This is a genomic window from Clostridium sp. AM27-28, from assembly GCF_003480955.1.
Taxonomy (GTDB): Bacteria; Bacillota; Clostridia; order Lachnospirales; family Lachnospiraceae; genus Otoolea; species Otoolea fessa.
This window is the reverse complement of the sequence record NZ_QUJT01000001.1, coordinates 24,986-43,741: the sequence shown is the minus strand read 5'-3', so window position 1 is coordinate 43,741 and position 18,756 is coordinate 24,986. Positions and strand designations below refer to the sequence as shown.

General features: G+C 46.9%; 16 protein-coding genes and 1 tRNA gene. 2 read left to right on the top strand and 15 right to left on the bottom strand.

The window, feature by feature from the left end; translation table 11 throughout:
• Positions 1-55: 55 nt before the first annotated feature.
• From DW720_RS00185 to DW720_RS00170, 4 genes are all read right to left on the bottom strand, one after another.
• Positions 56-4,306, bottom strand: a complete 4,251-nt coding sequence (locus DW720_RS00185) for a SpaA isopeptide-forming pilin-related protein (RefSeq protein WP_015573073.1) — start codon at positions 4,304-4,306, stop codon at positions 56-58.
• 70 nt (positions 4,307-4,376) lie between these two features.
• The gene (locus DW720_RS00180) at positions 4,377-5,081 is read right to left on the bottom strand and encodes a hypothetical protein (RefSeq protein WP_024721696.1); all 705 of its coding nucleotides are present in this window, start codon (positions 5,079-5,081) and stop codon (positions 4,377-4,379) included.
• 233 nt (positions 5,082-5,314) lie between these two features.
• Positions 5,315-6,259, bottom strand: coding sequence for a ParB/RepB/Spo0J family partition protein (locus DW720_RS00175; protein ID WP_024721697.1), 945 nt, complete (start codon positions 6,257-6,259; stop codon positions 5,315-5,317).
• On the bottom strand, positions 6,216-7,040 hold the full coding sequence (locus DW720_RS00170) for a ParA family protein (RefSeq protein WP_024721698.1): 825 nt from the start codon (positions 7,038-7,040) through the stop codon (positions 6,216-6,218). Before DW720_RS00170 ends, DW720_RS00175 begins: the two co-directional genes overlap by 44 nt.
• A gap of 610 nt (positions 7,041-7,650) precedes the next feature.
• Between DW720_RS00170 and DW720_RS00165 the strand changes: the two genes are divergently transcribed.
• Positions 7,651-7,872 (top strand): DUF3784 domain-containing protein, encoded by a 222-nt coding sequence (locus DW720_RS00165; RefSeq protein ID WP_015573075.1) that lies wholly within the window; start codon positions 7,651-7,653, stop codon positions 7,870-7,872.
• A gap of 75 nt (positions 7,873-7,947) precedes the next feature.
• Here the strand turns inward: DW720_RS00165 and DW720_RS00160 are convergent, their stop codons facing one another.
• The 7 genes from DW720_RS00160 to DW720_RS00130 all read right to left on the bottom strand — a co-directional run bounded on the left by DW720_RS00160 (position 7,948) and on the right by DW720_RS00130 (position 13,311).
• Positions 7,948-8,127 carry a hypothetical protein gene (locus tag DW720_RS00160; RefSeq protein WP_102364675.1) on the bottom strand — a complete coding sequence of 60 codons (180 nt, stop codon included), beginning with the start codon at positions 8,125-8,127 and terminating at the stop codon, positions 7,948-7,950.
• Positions 8,128-8,497: 370 nt separating this feature from the next.
• Positions 8,498-8,574: transfer RNA gene (locus DW720_RS00155), tRNA-Arg, on the bottom strand.
• Between the two features lie 507 nt (positions 8,575-9,081).
• A complete protein-coding gene (locus DW720_RS00150) occupies positions 9,082-9,960 on the bottom strand; it encodes a DUF3881 family protein (protein ID WP_118743221.1) in 879 nt (292 codons plus the stop codon).
• A gap of 74 nt (positions 9,961-10,034) precedes the next feature.
• Positions 10,035-10,538, bottom strand: coding sequence for a DUF4446 family protein (locus DW720_RS00145; protein ID WP_107000950.1), 504 nt, complete (start codon positions 10,536-10,538; stop codon positions 10,035-10,037).
• A gap of 51 nt (positions 10,539-10,589) precedes the next feature.
• A complete protein-coding gene (locus tag DW720_RS00140) occupies positions 10,590-11,765 on the bottom strand; it encodes a ParB/RepB/Spo0J family partition protein (protein WP_118749132.1) in 1,176 nt (391 codons plus the stop codon).
• 77 nt (positions 11,766-11,842) lie between these two features.
• Positions 11,843-12,613, bottom strand: coding sequence for an AAA family ATPase (locus tag DW720_RS00135; RefSeq protein WP_107000951.1), 771 nt, complete (start codon positions 12,611-12,613; stop codon positions 11,843-11,845).
• A 158-nt stretch (positions 12,614-12,771) separates the two neighbouring features.
• Entirely contained in the window at positions 12,772-13,311 is a 540-nt protein-coding gene (locus tag DW720_RS00130; RefSeq protein ID WP_243023785.1) for an HD domain-containing protein, read from the bottom strand.
• A gap of 810 nt (positions 13,312-14,121) precedes the next feature.
• Here DW720_RS00130 and DW720_RS00125 point away from each other — a divergent pair.
• Positions 14,122-15,072, top strand: coding sequence for an alpha/beta hydrolase (locus tag DW720_RS00125; RefSeq protein WP_022358786.1), 951 nt, complete (start codon positions 14,122-14,124; stop codon positions 15,070-15,072).
• Positions 15,073-15,136: 64 nt separating this feature from the next.
• On the opposite strand, the gene DW720_RS00120 is transcribed toward DW720_RS00125, so the two are convergent.
• From DW720_RS00120 to mnmG, 4 genes are all read right to left on the bottom strand, one after another.
• Positions 15,137-15,349, bottom strand: coding sequence for a hypothetical protein (locus DW720_RS00120; protein ID WP_118696089.1), 213 nt, complete (start codon positions 15,347-15,349; stop codon positions 15,137-15,139).
• Positions 15,350-15,533: 184 nt separating this feature from the next.
• Complete coding sequence (locus DW720_RS16095; protein WP_279221049.1) at positions 15,534-15,662, bottom strand: hypothetical protein; 129 nt, start codon at positions 15,660-15,662, stop codon at positions 15,534-15,536.
• Between the two features lie 94 nt (positions 15,663-15,756).
• A complete protein-coding gene (rsmG, locus tag DW720_RS00115) occupies positions 15,757-16,524 on the bottom strand; it encodes a 16S rRNA (guanine(527)-N(7))-methyltransferase RsmG (protein ID WP_118471741.1) in 768 nt (255 codons plus the stop codon).
• A 260-nt stretch (positions 16,525-16,784) separates the two neighbouring features.
• Positions 16,785-18,692 carry a tRNA uridine-5-carboxymethylaminomethyl(34) synthesis enzyme MnmG gene (mnmG, locus tag DW720_RS00110; RefSeq protein ID WP_118493311.1) on the bottom strand — a complete coding sequence of 636 codons (1,908 nt, stop codon included), beginning with the start codon at positions 18,690-18,692 and terminating at the stop codon, positions 16,785-16,787.
• Positions 18,693-18,756 lie beyond the last annotated feature (64 nt).

Genomic DNA, 18,756 nt, shown 5'->3' with positions numbered 1-18,756 from the left:
AAGCCGCCGATAATAAAGGCGACTAATACAACTGCTACGATTGTTTTAGCGTCCATTACTCATTGTCCTCCTTCTTCTTTTTTCTGTACGCAACAACGGCTGTGCCGACAATACCGAGGGCAGAAAGTCCCGCAAGTGCCGTCCACAAGCCCACATTGCTGTTATCTCCGGTCTTTGGTGTATCTCTCAGCTCATTGTGCATTTCCACAACGGTAGTAGAACCGACCTTTACGGTTGCAATCTTATCCGCAGGAAGCACATAGGAAGCAGAAACACTATCCTGAACCTCGGAAATGGTGTAATCGCCGATACGAAGTCCCTCGATAATGATTTCGCCGTTCTTATCGGTCGTGAAGCTTCGGTCGTAACCGTTTACTCCTGTAACTCTGAAAGTGAAGCCTTCAACCTTACCGTCAGAGGAAGTTTTAACGATTTTCAGGTTTCCTTTCATAGCTGTGTTAATAAAGCCGACGCCGGCTTTGTTTTCTACCTCGTAGGTGGTTTCATCTTTTTCAATGAAAACAGAGTACACACCCTTATCAAGCTCAAAGCCATCCGGTGCTTTGGTTTCTCTTACAAGGTATTTTCCGTAAAGAAGTTCCTTCATCTCGTAAATACCGGTAGAGGTTTCGGAGAGAGTTCCGATAAGCTCGTCGGCGTCATCCAGTTTACCGTCGCCGTTTACATCTTTGTAAACCTCAAAGGTCGCTCCTGTCAGCTTGTTGTCCGGGTAATCTTCATCGACCTTAGTCAACTTGATATTGCCGTGAACATACTCATTGACGATTTCGACCTCAATGACCTGAGCGACCTCGGAGATTTTAACTTCATAAGAAGTTTCATCAAGCACGAAGCCCTCCGGCTGCTCGATTTCTCTTACAAGCCAGTTGCCATACGGTACTTTCTCAAAAGAAAAGCTACCGTCTTTTTGGGAGGTAGCAGTCATCAAAGCATTTTCTTTTGTAAATTCGGTTTCATCAGCCTTAAACAGACCGATTACAGCACCTCCCAGTGCTTCGCCGTTTTCGGTAATCTTCTTACCGGAAACAGAACCGTAAATGAGCTTGTTTTCAATCGGCTTGCCGTCATTGACCGCAATCTCAACATTTGCGGTATCCTGACCGGCATAGCTGAAAGTGAACGGATACTTGGCGTCGGTAAGGATATAATGCTCATCGGTGGCAAGTTCCTTTACATAGTAGCTTCCGAAAGGAAGGTCGGTTTTGATAACAGCCTTGCCGTTCTCGGAAAGTGAGATAATCTCAATCAGTCCGTCTGCCGGAATAGAAGTACCGCTTGCAGAAACAAGTTCTTCTGCGGCGAAAAGTCCGAAGCTGATATTCTTCATTTCATCGCCGTTGCCGATATTGAAGATGTCGTTCTTTTCAATAGTCTTTTCAAGACTTACCGCTACTTTCTGCCTGTCGTTTACAAAGCTTGTGGCGGTTTCGGTTACAGACACTTCCTGACCGGCATAAGTCAGCTCAACATCGTGAGCTTCTTTGTTGATGACCATACCCTCCGGTGCAGTAATTTCAACCACCGTATATTTTCCGAGATAAAGCTCCTTACTCTTGGCAAGTCCGTTTTCATCTGTGGTAACAGTATCTACTACCTCGCCCTTTGCATAACGGAGTGTACCGTCGGGAGTGATAATATCTTCTGCTGCGCTAATCTCATAAACTGCACCTGCAAGACCTTTCACTTCATAGACAGGCTGATAAATCACATCGGCGTTTTCCACGCCGGAGATATTTACCCCTGAAAACACCTCGCCGGTCTTTTCAATGCTGACTGTACCTTTCTGTGCCATATTAGGCTTATCGACCTTAATCACGGTAATACCACCCTCATCGGAAGAATGTTCCTCTGCCACATCAAAGTACACCGGTGTGCTGTCAAGCACATATCCGTAAGGAGCCTGAACTTCTACAAGAGAATATCCCTTGCCGTATTCCAGTTTTTCCGGTGTCACAAGCTGTCCGTTTGCGTCGGTGTAGAAAGTATCAATCGTTGTCGGAGTAGGATAAGTGAAGGTCATTGTTACCTGATTGCCGTCAGGGTCAAAGATTTTGAAGCCTGCACCGGCATAAGGAATGTTTTTACCGCTTTCTGCGTCCACCTTGACAACCTTGATATAGCTTTCAAAGTTTGCGTTGTTGATAAGATAGCGGTAGGTCTGTCCGTCCTGAGCAATGAACACATCAAAGTTCTTCATCAGCTCACGACCTTCCCAACCGGAGGTCTGATGAACGGTATATACGCCGTAAGGCATATCCTTTGTCTGCCCGAAACCGTTTTCATCACAGACAATGACATCTCTTTCATCTTCTTCTGCTGCGTCAAAACTGCCGGAAGATTTGAGATAGATTTCAAAGGTTGCTCCGTTTTCCGGTGTTTCAATCTGAGTTTCGCCGTCATCGGTGTGCTTGATAATGGCGATATTGCCTTTCATAACCTGTTCGGTAACATCATTTGCTGTCTGATTGTGTTCCACCGTATAAAGCTGCGGTTCAGCACCGACCTTGTGAACAGTCGTATCAAGCAGATAACCCTCGGACGGCGTGATTTCACGGATTGTCCAGTCATTATCACAGACATATTCCTTTGTGGTAAACTGCCCGTTCTTATCCGTCACATACTTGTCCACAAGGGTTTCGCCTTTATAGATACCGTAAACTGCTCCGGCAAGGGTAGCGTCGCCCTGCGGTGTGCCTTCCTCTCGGTCGCTCTTTGTTACGGTTACGCTGAACTTTTTGAGAATGTTCGTGAAGTTTCTTGTGGTTACTTCTTTCCAGTTAATCGGTGCGGTCTGATTTGCAGGCACAACATAACGGATTGCGGTATCCACTTCCTCAATGGTGTATGGGGTAGTGCCGCTGATAAGCACATCATCAAAAGAAGCAACACCGTTCTTATCTGTCACGGCATACTCATCGACAGCAATACCGGAAAGAGATGTGCCGTAAAGATGGAAGGTAACGCCCTCAACCAAGTTATCCTCAGAAGATTTGATGACCTGAAGATTACCTCTTTTGAGAACATTATTGAAATTGACCTTTGACACCTGACCGGCAACAACAGTTACTCTGTGAACCTCCTGCGGAACATATTTGTCGATAGACTGTTCTGTTACCGTGTAAACACCGGGCATAAGGTTATCCAGTTGGAATTTACCGCCGTTTGCGGTTGTTACAGTCTGATTGACACCGTTACCGCTTATGGTAAACTGAATGCCGTCAACCTTTCCGTCCTCACTTGTCTTTACAATCTGACAAGAGCCGTAGCTTACCTTCATTTTGACAAAGCCGCTGACAGGGTCACTGACCTCCTGAGCATAAGTGACCACATCCTGAATGCCGTTTCCGTTCTGATGGATACCGTCAGACCATACGACAACACCTCTGCGGACACCGTTCTTTTTTGCGGCTGTGATGGTAAATTCCTTGCTCGGAGCTTTCTCCATCGAAACAGTCAATTTGTTTCCGCTGACAGAGAAAGAAACCCCGTCAATGTTTGCCGAGAAGTTGTAATTGCCAAGCACACCGTTTGTATCGGTGAGAGTAGCAACATACTTGCTTCCGTTCCATTCAAGCTCGTTTACCTTTGCAGAACCGCTTGACCTTGTGCAGAAGCTCGGCACTTTGGTGTGATTCTGAACACTTGTTACCATACTGTTGTAGTACGACAAGATTTTACTGCGGAGTGGGTGTGCAGTGCTTACACATTCAAGCACGGCATTGTATCCGCTGGTAGAAACGTGATTAAAGCCTGCGTCTCTTTCTCCGACAATCGTTTCCCAAATCAAAATCTGAGTGGCATAAGCGTGTGCGATGCAGTTTGCGTCGCTTTCATTCTGCGACTTCCAGCTTGTCGAAATACCTCCACGGTAGCCGTACTGCAAGATACGACCGATAAGCAGGCGAATGTCATCGCCGGAAATCGTTCCGTTCGGGCTGATGTTATTAAAGAAGTTCTCGTCCTTTTCGGTGAGAGTATCTCCAGTCCGCTGACCTGTACCCGGTTCAATACAGTAGGCAATATTGCCCGAATACGAACCCATTGCACGAAGTCCTGTATATTTTGTGGACAAGCCTTTCCAACCGTTCATATAGTTGAGATTGCCGTGTCCCCATTCGCCGTTGTTATTGGTATCTCCGCTTCGGGGATAATCGACGAGGTACACATCGGCTTTTTCTCCTACGGCTGCAAAGGCTGTCGTTGCCCCAATGCCCGTAAAAGCAGTAAGGCTCATAACCGCCGCCAACATAAGCGAGACGGCTTTCTTGAATTTTGTTTTAACCATTGCGTTTTCCTCCTTGAAATGCAAAAACGCACCGATTTTACTCAGTGCGTCCGCTTAAAATTATTTTGTTTTAGCAGTAGCCGATATAGATGTTGTAATCCGTATCGGATAGCTTTTCTGTCCATATCCACACAGCGGTAAAACCCTCGCTGTTCTTGTATCGGTTCAGTCTGCTTTCAATATCAGACTTGATACCGCTTCGGTTAGGATTTGCGGATATGGGGTTGTCCCAACATTCTGTCGCCGTGATGTCAAGAGAAAGCCCTATGCTTACCGCATACTCTTTTGCGTAACTAACATAAGGGCTGACATCGAATGTCTGCTTGTGCGGCTCTGTCGGTTTCGGTTCTGCCGGCTTTTCAGTCGGTTTTTCAACCGGCTTTTGTTCGGCAGTTGTCTGTTCTTTTGGCTGTTCCGTTTGTTTTTCGGGTTCAGCCTGCGTGGTTGTCTGCTTCGGTGGCTCTGCCTTTGGCTTTTCGGTTGCAGGAGTATCAGCCGTTTTTTCTTCCGCCGGTTTTGTCTGAACAGTCGCAACCGTCTGCCTTTCAGCGGTTGATTGGCTTTCTTCTGCCGTAATCGGTGTTTCTTCCTGAACTGTCGTGCTTTCCGGTTCTTCTGCCGTTTCTTCCTGAGAATCTGTTTCGGTATTACCAGCCGGAAAAGAAGTCTCTGTTTTCGTAATCTCCTGTGCAGCTTCTTTGGCTGTGTTACCGTTACAACCTACGAGGAAAATCATCAGGCAGGCAAGAACACAAGGTATCAGCCTGTTTTTCATATCCATCGCTCCTTTCTGCCTTAATCGTAATCAAAACCGGTCAAAACATCAAAGGTGCGATTGGCTGAACTTTTTATCGTAGCAGACATTTTGCTTTTGCTCCAAATGTGCGAACCCTTTTATAGACAGCTATATGTTATTAGAGATAGATATACTCAAGGGAGATAGAGTATATTTTTCAGCAGGTTAATAGCCGGTATATATAGGGGTTAGAGTGTGAGAAAGGGGGAAGGCTATCGGCTGTCACGGTCGGCTCTGCTTCGCAGAAACTTGTTGTAATGCTCCAATGCCTTGCACACAAAATCCTCCGTTTGGCTTATGGGAATATTCTTCGGGATAAGCTGTCGAACCCTATCGCCCCTCAAAACAATTTTCTCCCTTTGGTTTGGTTTTTCCTCCGACATAATCGCTTGGATTGCTTCGGTTGTGAGCTTGCCCTCCTCAAAGAACTTTCGCATACGGATTGTTTGGTCGTGGGACGGGGTTGCGTCGTTCAGGTCGATTTCATCAACCACATCACGCTGACTGTCCTCATCGAGAAAAGACAATTCAACCGCCGGTCGCATTTTAATTCGCCCCTCATCAACATATTCCAAAAGTTCGGGAACAAGGTTTGTAAGGCGAATATATCTGCGAACTTGGGTTTGACTGTCACCCGACTGCTCTCCAATTAGTTGTGCTGTTTCTTTTCCGCTTGACTTCCAACCCACTGGGTCGGAAGTTAGGTCTGTTCTTTTGCCTTGTCTGCTCAATGCTTCCAAACGCATTTTGTAGGCATAGGCTTTTTCCGAGGGAAGTATCTGCGACCTTTGGTAGTTGCTCTCAACCATTAAAATCGTGGCTTCGTCTCGGTTCAGTTCAACGACCTCACAACGGAGAGTATCAAACCCGGCAAGCTCACAGGCTCGCTTTCGTCTGTGTCCCGATATGAGTTCGTATCTGCCGTCCTCTTTCTGCCTTACCGTCGCCGGAGTGATTACCCCTCGTTCCTTAATACTCTCAATGAGCTGTGCCATATCCTCGTCATCACGCACCTTAAAAGGGTGGTCGGGGAAATCGTCAATCTCAGTCAAGGGAATATCTCGGATTTTTGAAAGTTTTTCTTCATCTCTCTGTTCCTGCGTCGAGAATAAGTCATCGAGCTTCGTGAGAGTGAAGTCGCTCTTTCTTCCTGCCATCGGCTAACACCTCCTTTGTAAATTCGGTGTACGCTTTTGACACCGTGCTGCCCGGTTCGTAGGCAAAAATGCTCTTGCCTTTGGAAGAAGTCTCTGCGGCTTTTACGGCAATCGGGATATATGTTCGATACATCTTGATTTGACTACCGAAGTTCTCTCTCAGAGCTTCTACCGTGCTTTTGGCGAGGTTGGTACGGCTATCCACCAAAGTGAGAAGCATACCGTCAATCTTTAAGCCCGGATTGATACGCTTCTTAACTCGTGAAATGGTCTGAACAAGCTGCGTCATACCTTTTGCCGGTAAATACTGAGCCTGAACAGGAATTATTACGCTGTCTGCCGCAGATAGAGCATTGATTGTTACCATTCCGAGGGAAGGCATACAATCTATTAAGATATAGTCGTATTTCTCCTTCACTTCGCTGAGATAGTTTCTCAATGCCGTCTCTCTGCTCATTGCGTTGACAAGGTTAAACTCCATTGCTGAAAGCTCAAGGTTTGCCGGAATAAGGTCAACACCTTCGTCGTGGTGCAGAATACCGACCGTAGGGTCATTCATCGTTTCATTTATGACATCTGTGAGTTTCGTTGCAAGCGTGATACCCAAGTTGTCTGTATCCTGCCAACCGAGACAAGTGGTTAAGTCGCCCTGTGGGTCTGCGTCTATGAGCAGCACTTTCTTTCCCTGCATTGCAAGACCGACGCCGAGGTTTACCGTAGTGGTCGTCTTTCCAACTCCGCCTTTTTGATTGCATATCGCAATCGTTTTGCAGTTCGACACTTTGTGCGTCCTCCTTTCGTGAAATTCATAGCCATCGCAGTATGGCTATGTACTTGACCGGCTCATTTCCTAACCGGTCGGGCAATATTTGTTCTCAACACCCCTTGCCGAGCAATAAGCTCACGGGAAGTCACTAAGGAACAGACTGCTAATCTGTATCATAGGAATTTCACCTCTGCCGGGTACTCCGCCAGCTCCGTAGAGAAGTATCATTATCCTTCTGACTGTCATCGCCGTAACAGGGGCAACCTGTTACCTATACCGGGAGTTCTCGCTGTTCTGCAATGCAGAAGTCACGGCGTACCCGATAAGGTGGCTAAAATCATCAGAATTAAAGTCTTAGTGAATGGTTTATTCAGTTGTCAAAATACAAGTGAAAGGGCTGACCTTTTCGTGGCTCGGAATTAACCCCTTCACTTGTTTGAAATGGGAGAGCGTTTTTGGGGGGTGTTTTTTCAAAATTTCTTGAAAATTTTTTTGCTAACAAAAAAAGCCACCTACTTTCCTCTTAATTGAGGTCAATAGACGGCGGGTAGAAATATTCATAATTTTGGTGTATAATAGGAAATTAAGAGAAAGACAAATTTGAATTTTTTGTGGAGGTGTTTATATGATATTCCTAAAGGTATTGGCTGTAGTTCTGGGATTGGCATTCCTTCTGTTTGGATACTTCATTTACTTTAAAAAGAAATACAATCTTATCAACGGTTTTGAGGCGGATTTCAAAGCCGGTCGGAAGAAAGAAGAATACGCAAAGAAAGTGGGAATGATAGAGTTTGTTGTTGGTATAGTTCTGCTTATCACAGGTGTTGCACTTATTCTGTTTGCCTAATAAATTCCAGTTTGTCTAACTTACTCTAAATTAGCAAAGACCGCTTACAAAAGTGTAGGCGGTCTTTATTCGTGTTCAGATATATTTGATTTTGAACTTTCTTTTCTTGGCTGAAAGCACCTTGCAAAGAATATCATCTGCTGCGTCCGTGTATCTGCCTTGTGCTATCAGGCTGTTCTTCAAACGGATAAGTGATTGCAGCACTTCGCTGTATTCGTCCTTGGAAAGGTATAAATGATATTTTTGTTCTTTCAAAACAACCACCTCCTGTTACCGCAATTATATAATAAGAAATGGCATAGAAGTAGTGTGCGATTGTCGCTTGACCACCCCTAAATGAACGAATTAACAGGGTAACGAACGCCTTATTCATTAGCAGGAATTTTGCTCGAATTTTTCTGCCATTAGCAGAGAGGGCATTTTCATTAGCAAAATAGCGAAAATCCTGCTAATTTTTATTAGCAAGTCGTTCACCTGAAAGGCGGACGACATTCGTCCTAATTTCCATTAGCTGACGGAGATTTTGCTAATGAAAATCTGTGAATTTTACGATTTTTCACTTTTTCCGTAAAAATGAAAAAACGCCGGAAACCCTTGATTTTACTGGGTTTTCCGGCGGAGTTTTTGGCGTTCCCGAGGTGATTCGAACACCCGACCTACCGCTTAGGAGGCGGTCGCTCTATCCAGCTGAGCTACGGAAACATCTTTAAAATCTATTCAATTTTAGTCTTAAACTTACTCAATGTCAATCGCCTTTGCCCGAAAGGCGGTCGTTATAACATATTCTTAGGAGGCGCTTGTTATATCCATTTAACTATGGGAACAAATGCCGTATTTTCGGGCTTTTTCAGCCTTTTCGGTCACGGCGACCAACTTTATGAACTCAATCACTTTCGTGATGAATTATCTCTTTCTTATCTCTTCTAATTTTTCAGATTTCGCTTCCTTAAGTGACCCTCAAACGCTACCCTTTTTCTTCAAAAAGGTTCCGCCATGGTTCTACCTTAGGAGGCGAATACTCTATCCTACTGAGCTACAGAGATTTATATGTTTCACGTGAAACATATATCGTATTTTCATACTGCATTTTATTATAATTCATTTTCATGTGTTCCGCAACTATTTTCTCTTCCTGCCTGCTCCGTATGTAATTTCTGTGTAACTGTTCACGGGTAGGCACTTTTGGAACCGACGATTTTTTATAGACCTTTACGCAAAATGAGCCGTTCCCATCATCCATATTTTTCCTTTAAACCGACGTCCCGGAAGCGGTTCTCCAAGCAGGTCTATCTTATTGATACCTACGCGGAAATACAGCTCGTTGCATTCCACCTTGAGATCATAGATTTCCTCGCCGGTAAACCGGTTTTTCTTACATACAACCTCTTTGATCTCGCCTAAAATCGAATACTGATCGCACTCGATCCCGCTTGGCATAAAAGTTGTATCGACGATCGAATAAATATCCTCTCTCGTCGCCCGGCGCGATGCCATCGAATAGAGATCCAGATCCTCGATTGTTAAGGACTCCATCGCATCCTCGTCGCCATTTTTTGCCGCTTCCAAAAGTTCATCCCGGTTTTTCGCCGCCACTTTGGCTTTTTCAATCTGCAGCGCCGTCTTTTTGATCGGAAGAAGCACCTTGCCCCGATTGGCAAATCCTGCCAGGCTGACCGAAGTCACCTGTAAGCGCTCGCGCTCTTTCCGGTAACACTCCCTGTATTCGATCGGATTCAAGAGATAAAAGATCAGCGAAAGCCCTACCTTATACTCATCCAGAAGCCCCGCATAGGTTTCCTTCTCCGTATGACGCTGAATGGAACATTCTGCCCGCGAGGTTACCTCCTCGTTCAGGATATAGGGATAATAATACTCTATCTCCATCTCATCCTGCTCATTCAGCTCCCCATACATCGCCACGCCGATCCCCGGCGCAACTTCTGTCTTGATCTCATATAATTCGGTCTCCCTGTCAAGCTGAAGACAGCTGGAGGTTCCCGCCTCTCTCGCCAGACAGCGAAGCAAGGCACGGATGTCCTTCTTCTTCTGATACATACTAAATCCGGCAGCTCGCAAAAAACGATGCATATTGACTCCTTCTAACTACAATCCGCAGCTGCTGCCAACACATACAGCCGCCTCATTTCTATCCTTTATTTTCCTTACTTATACCCAAGCGCACGCTCCAGTGCTTCCTTCTCTTCACTTCCTAAAAGCACCTCGGTCTTGCCCTCTACGACATCCTTCAGATACAGGTAACAGCCTTCACGGCTGTGAACAGAATTCAGCACAAATCCCGTGTTGTTATCATCCAGCATGGCAATGACAAAACTCAGATTGCCGCCCATGCCCTTAAACGCATTGTACTTGACAATACCGGTTTTCTGGTATCCAGCCTGCGCCTTGGAGACAACCGAATCCACCAGGCGTTTTGTATCTCCGTCCTTTGCCCGCAGATACTCGGTCTCATCCACCAGTTCCATGATCGTGTCTTCGAGCGTCTCCGCATCTTTTCCCCGCATAAACATATCATATCTGCGATACAACTTCCTATACTGCGAAAAACAGATGACGGACGCAATAAATGATATGAGTGTCAGGATCGCCAGAACGATCACGATAACCCCCGGATCGATGCCAATCCCGCTAAAAATACTGCTCTCCATCTTTCATTCCTCATTTCCCATCATCCGTCCCCTGGGACGAATTTTGTGTGATTACTGTCTTAATGACTCCAAAAGCTCAATCAGACGTTCCAGTTCCGCTGATGAATAGTATTCGATCTCGATTCTGCCTTTATTCTTATCCTTGCGGTTGATCGAAACCTTCGTTCCCATAACTCCTTTCAGCTTCTCTTCCACATCCTTGAAAAAGACCTCCATATCGCGTTCCGGCTCTGCTTTCTTTTTCGCCTTTTTCGGCTTCAAAAGCTCTTTCACCAGACGCTCGACCTCGCGGACGCTCAAATGATTTTCTACTATTTTAAGCGCCAACTGGTACTGTTTTTCACCATCTTCCAGCGAAAGAAGCGCTCTCGCATGACCTCCGGTAAGCCGGTCCTGAATCAGCATCTCCTGCACTCTCTCATCCAGTTTCAAAAGACGCATGCTGTTCGTGATCGTCGCACGGTTCTTCGCTACGCGCTCTGCCACGTCCTCCTGACGCAGCCCAAACTCCTGAATCAGCATCTGGTAGGCTTTCGCCTCCTCAATCGGATTTAAATCTGCACGCTGTACATTCTCGATCAGGGCGATCTCCATCGTCTGCTGTCTCGTATACTCGCGCACGATCACCGGAACTTCCCGAAATCCTGCCAGTTTGGCAGCTCTCCACCGGCGCTCTCCGGCAATCAGCTCATAACGATCGCCCTTTTTCTGAACCAGAAGCGGCTGCAGCACGCCGTAACGGCGGATGGATTCTGCCAGCTCTCCGAGCTGTTCTTCATCAAACATCTTACGCGGCTGGCTGACATTTGGCTCAATCTCCGAAATATTTAGAAATTTCTCTTTTTCCACCTCAACGATCTTTACGACCGGCTCCGCTTTTGCCGTCTGTGTCTTCGATTTTGCCGCCGTCTCCCCGGCTGTGCGGGTTTTTCCTTCTGTCGTCGTCTTTCCGGATGCCTTTGCAACTCCCACACGGCTGCCTTTTCCCACTGTTTTCGCAGCTGTCTTTCCGGCAGACGCCGATTTTTTCTGTTTTTTAGATCCCGGAAGCACCATATCCAGCTCTTCCAGGCTCTTTTTCTCTATCTCCTGTTCCGTCTCACGAATGGAAGTCTTTTTTCCGGCTTCATCCGATGGCTTTGCGCTGCTTTTTCCCGCTTCTGCATCCTCGTAATCATTTCCAAAAAAAGCTCCCAGTCCTCTGCCAAGCCCCGTTCTCTTTGACATTTCCTTCCTCCTCACGAACCTCCCGACGCCCCCGGCAGGCATCCTTTCTGAATTTCACTTCACCGTTATTTTCCTGCCTACAGCTCTTCTCCCCGGCTGATCACCTCTGCTGCCAGCAGACGGTAGCTCTCTGCACCGGTCGAACGGCTGTCGTACAGGTTGATCGGCATTCCGTGGCTCGGCGCCTCCGCCAGTCGCACATTTCTCGGTATGATCGTCTTGTAAATCCGCTCATTTAAGTTCTGTTTTACATTCTCTACGACCTGCAGGGAGAGATTCGTTCTCGCATCATACATGGTAAATACCACGCCCTCCAGCTCCAGCGACGGATTCATCTTTTTCCGGACCAGACCGATCGTCCGGAGTACCTGGCTCAGTCCTTCCAGCGCATAATATTCGCACTGGATTGGCACCAGCACCGTATCTGCCGCTACCAGCGCATTGATCGTCAAAAGACTCAGCGACGGCGGGCAGTCGATGATAATAAAATCATACTGATCGCGGATTGTCTCCAGATAACCGTTTAACACCGACTCTTTATTTTCCACATCCAGAAGTTCAATCTCAGCTCCTGCCAGATTCGAATCCGAAGGAAGAACATCCAGATTTTCCTGAACATCGCGCATCAGACAGTCCTCCAGTGTGCAATCGCCCAAAAGCAGCTCATAGACTGTATCTTCAATCTGTTCTTTTTCCAATCCCAAACCAGTGGTTGCATTTCCCTGCGGATCAAAATCGATCGTCAGAACCCTCTGTCCCGCCTCTGCCAGGCATGCCGACAGGTTGATCGCCGTTGTCGTTTTACCTACGCCGCCCTTCTGATTTGCAATCGCAATCGTTCGTCCCATACCGTATTCCTTCCATTTCCTCGGTTTTATCTCACATGAAAGACAGGAAAAAGCCTTCCCGCAAGCATCCGCACAGCGATTTCCAGCTTTTTCCCGTTCTTGTCTTGCCTAATAGTATAACACACTTAAAACTCATTTCCTACTTTTTTAGAAAAATTTCATTTAAAATGTTTCACGTGAAACATCGGCTCCACCGTCTCCCCCAGAGCACACCATTTATCTGCCAGACACACAATCCATGCCTCGCGGCACTGAGGCGGCACCGGTATCAGCGGAAACATATGACGTGCGATGATATTTTTTTCCTTCCAATTTAAATGGTAATCTCTCTGTGCATTTCCAAGCGCTGTTTTCGGGTGACGGAAGCCGTGCAGGCGGTGCGAGGAATCCTTCTGATGCCAGTCATACAAAAAATAATCGTGCAGCAGTGCCCCTCTCACAAGTGATTTTGGTTCCAAGCGAATCTGCCACCGTTCCATCATCCAAAGGCTTGTGTAGGCAACATTGAGGCTGTGGCGGTAAATGGATGTCGTACCATGCTGCATCGCCAGCTTCTCCTCGTCTAAGCGCCCTTCCAGCTTCAGTTCGCGTATCGTTTCCGCCAGCAGCCGCTGCCTGCCCGCCGACAACTGAAAAGATTTCTCTGTCTTCCGTTCCATACGATGCTGAAAGCATAACTTATTTTCCTTCTTTATCATATCGCGCATTTCTTTCCCCATCGATTGATTTTTTGATACGTGAACATTATAATGAATTTAATATCGATTTTCAATGAAATTTTGTTTACATAAAATGTCATATTCATAACTATTCACAGGTAGAAATTTTCTGAACTGAAAATTTCGAACGCTACAGTTCTGGTTGCAGATTTTTCCAATTTGAAATGCGAAGCATCGGCAAAATCCCGTTACTTGGGCACACATCTGTGAACAGATATTCTGTGAAAAATACGCTGGAAATAGCTGAACTGGAATACAGGAAAATATGATATAATGAGCGCAAGTGGGCCAGAAAGCTGCTTGCAGATTTATGGCGAACGGCGAATGGTGATCACGATAGCTGCGTCAGCAGCGGTAAGCATCGAAGATGCGAATCGTGATATAATGTGAACACTTGACGAGGTATTTTCGAGTCTAGTGAGAACATATACCTGACCACTTAATGAGGTGTTTCACGAATTTAGTGGTCATGGTATAATGAGCGCAGAAGAAAAGAATGCGGCTGCGAAGCAGACATATTCTTTTCTTGCGCCATTAACGAACGAACAGCCATGCGAAGCAGGGCGGTAGAGCGCGATAGCGCGGGTTCGTGAGTGGACGGGTGAGAATACGTTCATATGATATATATGAACACTTAGCGATGCATTTTCGATCCTAGTGCGAGTCATACCTAAATACTTAATGAAGCCAAGCCAAAGGCGATAGCTGAATTTAGTATTTATGGTATAATAGAATTACTTGATGAGATATTTTCGAGTTTAATTTTTCGATTCAAAAGGAGCTTTCTATATGAACACAAAAAACAAGATCATGACCTGCCTGATGCTGTCCGCCGGCGGCGCAGTTTCACTGGCACTTTTAAATAAATATATTCAATTTTCTGCCACCTCCCGCGGTCTGACCCGGGAAGAGAATTCTCTCTGTTACAAATGGCGGCTGGGAAATATCTACTATACAAAATGCGGTTCCGGCAAACCGCTTCTGTTAATTCACGATCTGCACTTTGCATCGAGCGGCTATGAGTGGGAATCCATCCGCGAACAGCTCAGCCGCTCCTACACCGTCTACACGCTCGACCTTCTCGGCTGCGGACGCTCCGAGAAGCCGAACCTGACCTACACAAATTACCTGTTTGTCCAGCTGATCTGTGATTTTATCAAATCTGAGATCGGACATCGGACCAACATTCTCTCCACCGGTGATTCAGCGGCACTGTCCATCATGGCGTGCAGCAACTCTCCAGAACTGTTTGATCAGATCATGCTCATCAACCCGAGCAGCCTTACCGACTGTTGTCAGCTTCCGGGTAAAAATGCCAAGCTTTATAAGCTTCTTCTGGATCTCCCGCTGGCTGGAACGCTCATTTACCACATTGCGTGCAGCCGCTCTATGATCGAAGAGGCATTCCGCACCAAATATTTTTACAATCCGTATACCGTAAAACCGGTTCAGATCGACCGCAGCCACGAAGCCGCACATCTCGGTGAATGTCCGAAAGCGATCTTCTCCAGTATTGAATGCCGCTATACCAAGTGCAATATTTCCAATGCTCTCAGGAAGATCGACAACAGCATCTTCATCATCGGCGGTTCCGAGGAACCGATGATCGAGGCGACGATTCAGGATTACAAGATTTATAATTCCGCAATCGAGTCCTCTATCATCCCAAAGACCAAACATCTGCCGCAGTTAGAACAGCCAGATGCCGTGATGGATGCGATCCATATGTTTTTTTCTTAAAAAAGGATAATGCGTATGCATACCGCGGAGCGTTTTTTCGTCATAGGACGAAGCTTATTACTGTTCACGCATACGTGCCCAGTAACGGAATTTGCCGTGGCTTCGCATTTAAATACGGCAAATTCCTGCTGCCACCACGTTTTCTTACGGCACTTTCGGTTCCAAAAGTGCCTACCCGTGAACAGCTACTCTCTCTTTCCCACATCTCCATAAAAATTGCTTTTTCATACTCATGCCATGATGCAGATACCATTTTTCCAGTATCTTTCATATTCACAGCGTCATCCTTCCGTACGCCTTGTTTGTTTCTTCTTGATAGGAACGGTCCTAATGTTTCATCCAGGTCCCGCCGCACTATCTATATACAAACAAAACCCCCGGAATGCTCCTCTTTATTCTACATTATTCCCACTCGATCTCTTCGACTTTCGCACAAAAAAACTATATTCTGTAACGAAAACTCAAATTTTATAAATTTTCCCTATTATTTCCAGCTCTGCCATCGCCTCTACCCGCTTCTCCAGATTTCCTCTGTCATATGCCTGATACGGCTTCTGGAACACAATCTTCCAGAACAAATATTCAGTCATACATTTTTGTTTAAACCCCGCCTATATGAAAAAGAAAGACTGCATATCCTACGTGTTCCATATACAGTCTTTCTCTATCTACCTTTTGATTGCTTTATTTCAGCGGCTCCCGCGACGGCGTTCCCGCTTTTCTCGGATACTTCTTTCCCGTCCTCTCTGTCTTATGAATCCGGACCAGGTTACGCTCATCCTCATTGGCAAGGTGGAAGGAAATCACATCCTCCAGCTCGCCGCCCAGCTTGCGGATCGCACCTTTTCCCGTCTTCATCTCTTCCTCCAGTTTGCCCGATTTGTACGGCACAAACCAGCCACCCACCTTGACAAACGGCAGGCAGTATTCCGACAGCGTGGACAGATTTGCCACCGCGCGTGAAACGCAGAAATCAAATGTTTCACGTGAAACATTATCATGTGCCGCATCCTCCGCCCGTCCGTGAACCGCCTGAATTTTTTCCAGTTCCAATGCCTGAATTACCTCGTTCAGAAAGTTGATCCGCTTATTTAAAGAATCGAGAAGCGTGACCTTTAAATTTGGAAATGCAATCTTTAACGGGATACCCGGAAATCCAGCTCCCGTTCCAACATCGATCAACGTATACTCTTTCTCTGCCAGATCCGGCACCGCTTTCACAAGTGCCAGACTATCCGAAAAATGTTTGGTCACAACTTCCTTCTGTTCCGTGATCGCTGTCAGATTCACCATCGTATTCCAATGAATCAACAGTTCATAGTAATCGTAGAACTGCTTGATCTGGTGTTCATTTAACGTGACGCCCATCTCCTGCGCTTCTTTCTGAAGCTGCTCGGTAAAGTCTGCCGGAGGCAGAACCACACCGCTTTCTACTTTATTTTCTTCTGCCATAAATATATCCTTTATGATATGTTCTATTTTTTCTCAGGTTCTTATCAATCTTACATTTTGAGTTGCTGCAATGCGTTTACCTGTTTCCATGCAGTCTCTGACTCGTTACTGTTCACGCATACGTGCCCAGTAACGGAATTTGCCGTGGCTTCGCATTTAAATACGGCAAATTCCTCCTGCCACCAGGTTTTCTTACGGCACTTTCGGTTCCAAAAGTGCCTGCCCGTGTACAGTAACTCTGAATCCGCTCGTTTCTATATTTACAGTTCTTTCTTCTCTTCCCCATGTCCCGCATGGCGGCTCTGCTCTAAGTGTACCAGCAGCACCGAAATATCCGCCGGTGACACGCCCGCGATTCGGGATGCCTGACCGATATTTGCCGGTTTATAGAGATTTAATTTCTGTACTGCCTCACGGCGCAGGCTTCCGACCGTGGAATAGTCGAAGTTTTCATCCAGCTTCCGGCTCTCCATCTTCTTGAACTGTGCAACCTGCTGCAGCTGGCGGCGGATATAGCCGTCATACTTGATGTTGATGTTGATCTGCTCGATCACATCTTCCGGAAGTTCCGGACGGTTCGGATCCAGCTCTGCCAGTGCTTCATAGCTTAACTCCGGACGGCGTACCAGCTCTGCCAGCGTTGCCGCGGTCTTGAGCGGGGTGCTTCCGTGGCGCTCTAAAAATTCCTGCACTTCTTTTCCAGCGCCAATGTTGATCTTCTCCAGACGCTTTGCCTCTTCCTCGATCATTTTTTCTTTCCAGAGGACACGCTCATACATCGCATCACTGACCAGTCCAATCTCATGCCCGATCGGGGAAAGACGCAGATCCGCGTTGTCCTGACGCAAAAGCAGGCGGTATTCCGCACGCGACGTCATCATCCGGTACGGTTCATGGTTTTCTTTGGTAACCAGATCGTCGATCAAGACACCGATATATGCCTGGGAACGGTCGAGGATGATCGGTTCTTTTCCCAGCACTTCGCGCGCCGCATTGACACCCGCCATAAAGCCCTGTACCGCCGCTTCCTCATAACCGGAGCTTCCGTTAAACTGACCGCCGCTGAACAATCCCCGGATCGCCTTAAATTCCAGCGATGCCTTTAACTGGCGTGCATTGATACAATCGTACTCAATTGCATATGCATTTCGAACAATTTTTACATTTTCGAGTCCCGGCACGGTACGGTACATCGCGTACTGCACATCCTCCGGCAGGGAACTGGACATACCGCCCAGATACATTTCATTCGTATAAATTCCCTCCGGCTCGACAAAAACCTGATGACGGTTCTTATCTGGAAATTTTACCACCTTATCCTCGATCGATGGACAGTAACGCGGACCTGTTCCCTCGATCGCGCCCGAAAAGAGGGGCGATCGATCCAGGTTGTTGCGGATGATCTCATGTGTTTTCTCATTGGTATAGGTCAGCCAGCAGGACACCTGCTCCTTCTGCACCGACTCCGGATCGGTGGAAAAAGAAAATGGCACAACCCTCTCATCGCCGAACTGCTCTTCCATCTTAGAAAAATCGATGCTGCGCTTATCGACACGCGCCGGTGTGCCCGTCTTGAAACGGAACATCTCGATTCCCAGCTTTTTCAGGGAATCTGTCAGATGGTTTGCCGCCTGCAGACCATTCGGTCCGGTCGGATTGCTCACATCGCCATAGATACATCTCGCTTTCAGGTACGTTCCCGTTGCCAGCACCACCGCCTTGCAGTAATACGTCGCGCCGGAGTACGTTTTCAGTCCTTTGATCTGACCTTCTTCCACGATCAGCTCTGCCACCTCTCCCTGACGGATCGTCAGGTGATCGGTATTTTCCATGGTACGGCGCATCTGGCGGGTGTATTCCTGCTTGTCCGCCTGCGCGCGGAGCGAATGCACCGCCGGTCCCTTAGACTGGTTGAGCATCTTGGACTGTATAAAGGTTTTATCTATATTTTTTCCCATCTCGCCGCCGAGCGCATCCAGCTCGCGCACCAAGTGGCCCTTCGAGCTTCCGCCGACATTCGGGTTGCACGGCATCAGGGCGATGCTGTCCACGCTGACGGTAAACACGATCGTCTCAAGTCCCAGTCTCGCGCTTGCCAGCGCCGCCTCACAGCCGGCGTGTCCCGCCCCGACGACCGCTACATCATAATTTTCTGTTAAACAGGGCATATTTCCTCTTTCCTCTCTATCTCTGCGTTCTATTCAAGTCGAACGTCCGTGAGACTTGGCGCGT

Bases quoted from the DNA above. Each gene is read 5' to 3' on its own strand.
- DW720_RS00185 (WP_015573073.1), bottom strand. From the start codon at position 4,306: ATGGTTAAAACAAAATTCAAGAAAGCCGTCTCGCTTATGTTGGCGGCG.
- DW720_RS00180 (WP_024721696.1), bottom strand. From the start codon at position 5,081: ATGAAAAACAGGCTGATACCTTGTGTTCTTGCCTGCCTGATGATTTTC.
- DW720_RS00175 (WP_024721697.1), bottom strand. From the start codon at position 6,259: ATGGCAGGAAGAAAGAGCGACTTCACTCTCACGAAGCTCGATGACTTA.
- DW720_RS00165 (WP_015573075.1), top strand. From the start codon at position 7,651: ATGATATTCCTAAAGGTATTGGCTGTAGTTCTGGGATTGGCATTCCTT.
- DW720_RS00150 (WP_118743221.1), bottom strand. From the start codon at position 9,960: ATGCATCGTTTTTTGCGAGCTGCCGGATTTAGTATGTATCAGAAGAAG.
- DW720_RS00145 (WP_107000950.1), bottom strand. From the start codon at position 10,538: ATGGAGAGCAGTATTTTTAGCGGGATTGGCATCGATCCGGGGGTTATC.
- DW720_RS00140 (WP_118749132.1), bottom strand. From the start codon at position 11,765: ATGTCAAAGAGAACGGGGCTTGGCAGAGGACTGGGAGCTTTTTTTGGA.
- DW720_RS00135 (WP_107000951.1), bottom strand. From the start codon at position 12,613: ATGGGACGAACGATTGCGATTGCAAATCAGAAGGGCGGCGTAGGTAAA.
- DW720_RS00130 (WP_243023785.1), bottom strand. From the start codon at position 13,311: ATGATAAAGAAGGAAAATAAGTTATGCTTTCAGCATCGTATGGAACGG.
- DW720_RS00125 (WP_022358786.1), top strand. From the start codon at position 14,122: ATGAACACAAAAAACAAGATCATGACCTGCCTGATGCTGTCCGCCGGC.
- DW720_RS16095 (WP_279221049.1), bottom strand. From the start codon at position 15,662: ATGACTGAATATTTGTTCTGGAAGATTGTGTTCCAGAAGCCGTATCAG.
- rsmG (WP_118471741.1), bottom strand. From the start codon at position 16,524: ATGGCAGAAGAAAATAAAGTAGAAAGCGGTGTGGTTCTGCCTCCGGCA.
- mnmG (WP_118493311.1), bottom strand. From the start codon at position 18,692: ATGCCCTGTTTAACAGAAAATTATGATGTAGCGGTCGTCGGGGCGGGA.